The 5596-nt window shown below is 64.0% G+C and carries 4 protein-coding genes and 1 pseudogene; 3 read left to right on the forward strand and 2 right to left on the reverse strand.

The annotated features are described in order from the left end of the window. Positions 1-114, forward strand: a pseudogene (locus tag E1181_RS30785) (IS5/IS1182 family transposase); the annotation flags it as partial. A gap of 529 nt (positions 115-643) precedes the next feature. Next, positions 644-2455, forward strand: a complete 1812-nt coding sequence (locus E1181_RS30790) for a recombinase family protein (RefSeq protein WP_235877175.1) — start codon at positions 644-646, stop codon at positions 2453-2455. Positions 2456-2595: 140 nt separating this feature from the next. On the opposite strand, the gene E1181_RS30795 is transcribed toward E1181_RS30790, so the two are convergent. Further along, the gene (locus E1181_RS30795) at positions 2596-2889 is read right to left on the reverse strand and encodes a DUF3592 domain-containing protein (protein WP_165944803.1); all 294 of its coding nucleotides are present in this window, start codon (positions 2887-2889) and stop codon (positions 2596-2598) included. Between the two features lie 162 nt (positions 2890-3051). Between E1181_RS30795 and fucP the strand changes: the two genes are divergently transcribed. After that, positions 3052-4581 (forward strand): L-fucose:H+ symporter permease, encoded by a 1530-nt coding sequence (gene fucP / locus E1181_RS30800; RefSeq protein ID WP_132679924.1) that lies wholly within the window; start codon positions 3052-3054, stop codon positions 4579-4581. 84 nt (positions 4582-4665) lie between these two features. On the opposite strand, the gene E1181_RS30805 is transcribed toward fucP, so the two are convergent. Next, complete coding sequence (locus tag E1181_RS30805; RefSeq protein WP_132679925.1) at positions 4666-4998, reverse strand: hypothetical protein; 333 nt, start codon at positions 4996-4998, stop codon at positions 4666-4668. Between the last annotated feature and the right edge of the window lie 598 nt (positions 4999-5596).

Raw genomic sequence — 5596 nt, forward strand, 5'->3', positions numbered from 1 at the left:
GAACGCTGCTTCAACCAGCTCAAACAACACCGAGCCATCGCCACCCGCTACGACAAAACCGCCCAGTCCTACCAAGCCATGATCGACCTAGCCACACTCCTCATCCGGCTTTGAGGACACCCCCTAGCCGCCGGCGTTACGGTTCCGGTCGCTTCCCGGGACAGCACCTTTCCCGGCAGAGGCCTGCTCGCGACGAGGAGGGACTCGAACCTGATTCTCCCGCCCACCGAGCAAGAGAGGTTGGCGAACAAGCGCAGTGGAGTTTTCGCCAACGCGGGCGCGGGCACGAGCGACGCTTCACCGGGGAGGTGCGGTACATCGGGGGCCGAGAAGGTGAGAGGAGACGTGCCGAACTCGCCTCAGTGTTGGACAAGCTTTTGCGCTGGGCCGCGTCCGAGCAACAAGCCGACCAAGCCCAAAGCCGCAACGACCGTGATGCCGCGTGAACGCCGACTCCAAGTTCGGCTCGTGACGGCCAGAAACCCCTGGGACATATGCCATGCCTAGAGAAGACGACGAGCTGATGGTCAACCCGCCGGCCCCCGGAGTAGGGCGCCGCACCGGCCGCGGAACTCCCGTCTCGGGCCCGTCAGGGCTGTCGGATTACGCAGTCTCGCCGCTGGGGACCTCAACCGCCGCGCTGATGCGCGACGAAGTCCGCGTCGCATTCCTGGGGCGCACCTCAACCGAAGACCAGCAAGACCCTCGACAATCCCTGCTGCGACAAGTCAGCAACAGCAAGACCGCACTCCCGGATTCCTGGGTGATCGTGGCCCACTTCTACGACGTGGAGTCCGGCCGCATGGAACTCAGCCAGCGCGGGCGCGGCGAAAACTACGAACGCTTCGACGTCCCCATCGCGCGTGACGGTGGCATATCCGACCTGCTGGCCGAGGCACAGCACCCGGGCCGCCGCTTCGACGTGGTCATCTGCGAGAGCATTTCTCGCGTGGCGCGACGCGCCTACGAAGGGCTGTCCGTCGAGCGTGAGCTGGAGCGGGCCGAGGTGCCGCTGTTCGCTTCCAACGAGCCGATCACACTCTCCGGCAGTCGCGCACAGCGCGTCCTGCAACGACGCATCAACCAGTCGATCGCCGAGTACGAGGTCCTCAACACTCTCGAACAGTCCTGGGGCGGCATGTGTGCCCACGTTCGGGAGGGTTACAACATCGGCAAGCCGCCATACGGCTACCGGGCCAAGGTCATCCCACATCCCAACCCGACCAAGGCGGACAAGGGGCAAACGAAAAGCCGCCTCGAGCCCCACGACGCGGAGGCCACAACCGTTACGCAGATCGCCACCTGGCGCTACCACGAAGGGCTCGGCTTCGACACCATCGCCGAACGCCTCAACATGGACCCCGATCGCTTTCCGCCACCCCAACCAACAAACAGCAACCGAGCACGCAAGGCGTGGGGCAAGACCAGCGTCTACGAGATCGTCCGCAACCCGAAGTACACCGGGTACCAGGTATTCAACAGGCGAGCCTCGCGTTCCAAGCGCGGCAAGGTCAACGACCCTGTGAAGTGGGTGTGGTCGCACGAACCCACCCACGAACCACTGATCCCGAAGTGGATGTTCGACGAGATCAACGCACGAAGACGAGCGCGGGTCGGCTCGCGCCATGACAACGCGCTCAACGTCCATCCCCAGACTCGACGGACGTATGTACTGCGCGCAATGCTCTTCTGCGGCTGCGGACGACGGATGACCGGAACCACACGCCACACCCGCCCCTACTACGTGTGCCGACCCGAGCACAACAACCGAGGACGGCCTGACAAGCACGCCGGTCACCCCAAAGCCGTCTACCTACGAGAAGACACGCTCCTGGAAGCGATCACGCAGTTCTTCGCAGACCGCGTGTTCGGGGACCACCGTCGCGAACTCTTGCTTGCAGACCTCGACGGCCTCGATGACTCCGCCACGCGGCAAAGGCAGGAAGAGCGCGAACGTCTCCAACGGCGTCTAGACGACATCGAACGTCGCCAGAAGTCGATCCTTCGGCAAGCACAAGACGGCGACCCCGACGACCCGTTCACCAAAGGCCTACGCGCCACCTACAACGAGATGGACGCCGACCGGAACTCGGTCCTTGCTTCCGTGGCAGAGCTTGATGCGGCAGGAAAGGACGAAACACACAGGCCCAGTTCCGAGGACATCGACCTCCTCAACCTCCTCCCCTACCTGCGTATCAACCTGGCTCATGCTCCGGAGGAGTACCTGAGGCAACTCTTCGAGATCACACAACTCACTGTGCGCCTGTGCGGCGACAGCAACGAGGTGATCGTCTCCATCACCCTGCCTGGCGACGACCTTCCGCAAGTCGCCGCAGCAGCAGAAAGGACCGGTGACACCGTGCCATCGACGACCGATTCGCCTGGTCAGCAGATGCTCTCTACTCGTGACGATGCCGTACGAACCTCGCCGGGGGCACCAGCCTTGAGCAGGTAAAACACGGTGACATCCCGAATCGGGCTTTGGTTCGTGGGCGTGGGATTCCCCATGTGATGACACGCTGCCGACGATCTTCCCGATCGCTGCGATCCTCGAATCTTCACTGGCTCCTGCGGCACTCGATGTCGGCGCTTCCGTCACCGCGACAGGGCGGGCAGGATCAGGAAGGCGACGAACACCAGGAATCCCACCCCGCCGACGCAGGCGACCAATCCGGGAAACAGCAGGTGCGACCAGGTGTTCACCTGGGCTCGTTGGGGTGCATCGGGAAGGTAGATCACCTCAACGGTGCTGCCGGTGGCCAGTGTCAGCCCGCTTCCCTGCGCTACGGGGGTGAACTCGACGCGGTTGCCCGCGTTGTCGGTGAAGGCGATCACCGGGGACCAGGCCGGCCCGTCTGCCGAGTCCCCGGTATGGACGTTCTCCACCACCGTGCCTTCGGCGATCCGGCAAGCGGTCGATCAGGCGCCTCGCGCGTTCGAGTTCCGTCATCTCCCATGATCCCCTCGTCGGGATGGACCCTGCGCTCACGGCCAGGGCAACCGTGGCGTCTCCACTACCAGGACGCGCGATATCCGGGCGGGGTTGCACTCATGAACGGCGGTTTTGTGGCGGGACTGGATCTCAGCCCACGCCTGACGGATGCTGTCCGTCCAAGCCCGTTCCCGGGGAGCTCCTTGGGTCTGCACGCGCAGCCGGGTGGTGTCGCTTGGCACGAGCGAACATCATCGGTACAAACGGCGAGACTGTTCGGATGTTCGACACGAGGGAGTGTTGCGCGAGTGCTGATCAAGAGCAATGCGCGCGAGTGGGGAGAGAGCTCGACGCGCGTTGGTCCGGATGACGGGTACCTCGATCGAACACCAGCCTTCCAGTTCATACTCCTGTCCTTGCTCTTCCCCATGTGGGGCGCCGCAGCAGGACTCAACGACATCCTCATCCCGCAGTTCAAGTCGGTCTTCGAACTCAGCGACGCGGCAACCGCGTTCGTGCAGAGCGCCTTCTACGGCGGTTACTTCCTCATCGCCATCCTCGCTTCGCGGTTCATCAAGCGGACGTCGTACAAGGCCGCGGTCATGGTCGGCCTGGTCCTCTACATCGTGGGCTGCGGGCTGTTCTTCCCCGCCTCCCACATGGCCACCTACGGCGTCTTCCTCGTCGCGATCTTCGCCATCGCCGTGGGGTTGAGCTTCCTGGAGACCTCCGCCAACACGTTCAGCTCGATGCTCGGGCCGCGGCGCACGTCCACGCTGCGGCTGAACATCAGTCAGACGTTCACCCCGCTGGGAAACCTGACCGGCATCGTCCTGGGCAAGTACCTCATCTTCGACAACGCCGCCTCGCTCGAAGCACAGATCGCATCCGTGCAAGGCGCGGAGCGCCAGGAGCTCATCGACCGGCTGCTGGGCCAGACCTTGCTCCCCTACAAGTACATCCTGGCCGTTCTCGTCGTTCTCCTCGTGCTGTTCGCTCTCACCGAGTACCCGAAATGCCGTCCCAGGGTTGAGAAAGCTGCCCAAGCAGGGATCGGGGAGACTCTGAAGTACCTCTCCGCGAACAAGCTCTTCCTCAAGGGAATCGGAGCGCAGTTCCTCTACGTCGGACTGCAGACGGCGGTCTGGTCGTTCACCATCCGCCTCCCCTTGGAGACGATCCCGGGCATGAACGAGTACGAGGCCTCGAACTACATGATCCTCGGATTCGCCGCCTTCTTCATCGGCAAGTTCCCCGCCAACTTCCTGATGAGCAGGTTCTCCGCTTCGCACGTGCTGATCGCGTACACCGCTATCGGTGCCGTGATGCTGGTCTTCGTCGCGTTCGGTCCGGGAAACTGGGCGGTGTGGGGCGTCGTCCTCGCGAACCTGCTCATGGGACCGTGCTGGCCGACCATCTTCGGACGCACCCTGGACACCATCGAGGACAAGCGCCACCAGGAAACCGGCGGTGCCATCCTGGTCATGGCCATCGTGGGCGGCGCCGTCATCCCGGTGCTCCAGGGGGCCGTGTCCGATGCGACCGGGTCGCTGCAGATGTCGTTCATCGTGGGCGCGGCGTGCTTCGCAGCCATCATGCTGTTCTTCATGGACCAAGCTCGACACGCCGTGACCGACGAACGCGCCTGACCAGGCGGCGTCAAGTCCGTTAACCTCAAGCGGGGCCTGCCCGGGCAGGATTCCGAATGGCGAGAGCTCGCTACCTTGCGGTCGTCATTGGCCGCTCGTGTCGCGTGGTGTGGGGATCTCGCCTGCGGAGCGGGCGCGTTCGTTCCTGCGCCGGTTTGCCCACGCCACCCGTGGGGATGCGGCGAGGATCATTCCGTCCTCGAGCTCCGGGAGGGCGTAGCGGAGGATTTCGGCGTCCGCAGGGCTCCACGGCACGAGGATCACGTCGGCCCGCCAGCGGCTCTTGTGTTCCTGCAACCAATTGCGGGCGTCCGGGACCACTGCTGTCTGGCGGCCGTGTCGCCGAGCGAGTTCGGTGGCGACGAGGTGATGGGTTTTGCGCTCAGGACGGGTGTTTTGATCCGACCGTTCGGGCACAGCGGCGCACCTCCACCGTGACGAAAAAGACTGGTTGCCCAGTCAACCGGAGGCGGCGGTCGTTGGGGAACCGGCAATCAGGCGGAGGCAGTGATCCGTCCAGGTGTCACCCGACGTTCCCAGCCCTCGTGCTGAGGTGTTCTGCTAATCCTGCTCGTGGGTTCGTTTCCAGGAGCTAAAAGACGGCATTCACGGCAACCTCCGGAGCTCCTCCACACCGACCGGCACGTGGCAGCCGTTGCAAGCCTGAACCGGACAGCAGCGCCGCCTCACTGCTGGGGAGCCGCGTGGCCCACCTCGCGGGAACGTGACAGCACCAAGAAGGCGGCAGATTCCAATGCCCGCCTGAATCAGGTTCTCGACCTTGGAGTCTCGAACGCTGTTGCGGACGGAGTCACCGCGGTGCCCTCCCAGACGTGCCGCCTCGTCGCCCTCCCCTTCCGCATGGCGACGATCATCGGACTCGCTAGCTGTTGCGGGTCGTGACGTTGGTGTCGGCTGGCAGGGCCTGAGGATGGGGACGGGTCTTTCGACGGCAGGATGAGAAGTGCGACCAACTCGTCCGCCGGACAGAAAGACCCGTCCATGTATCACCGTA

Origin of the sequence: Saccharopolyspora terrae (assembly GCF_004348435.1) — a bacterium.
Taxonomy (GTDB): Bacteria; Actinomycetota; Actinomycetes; order Mycobacteriales; family Pseudonocardiaceae; genus Saccharopolyspora; species Saccharopolyspora endophytica.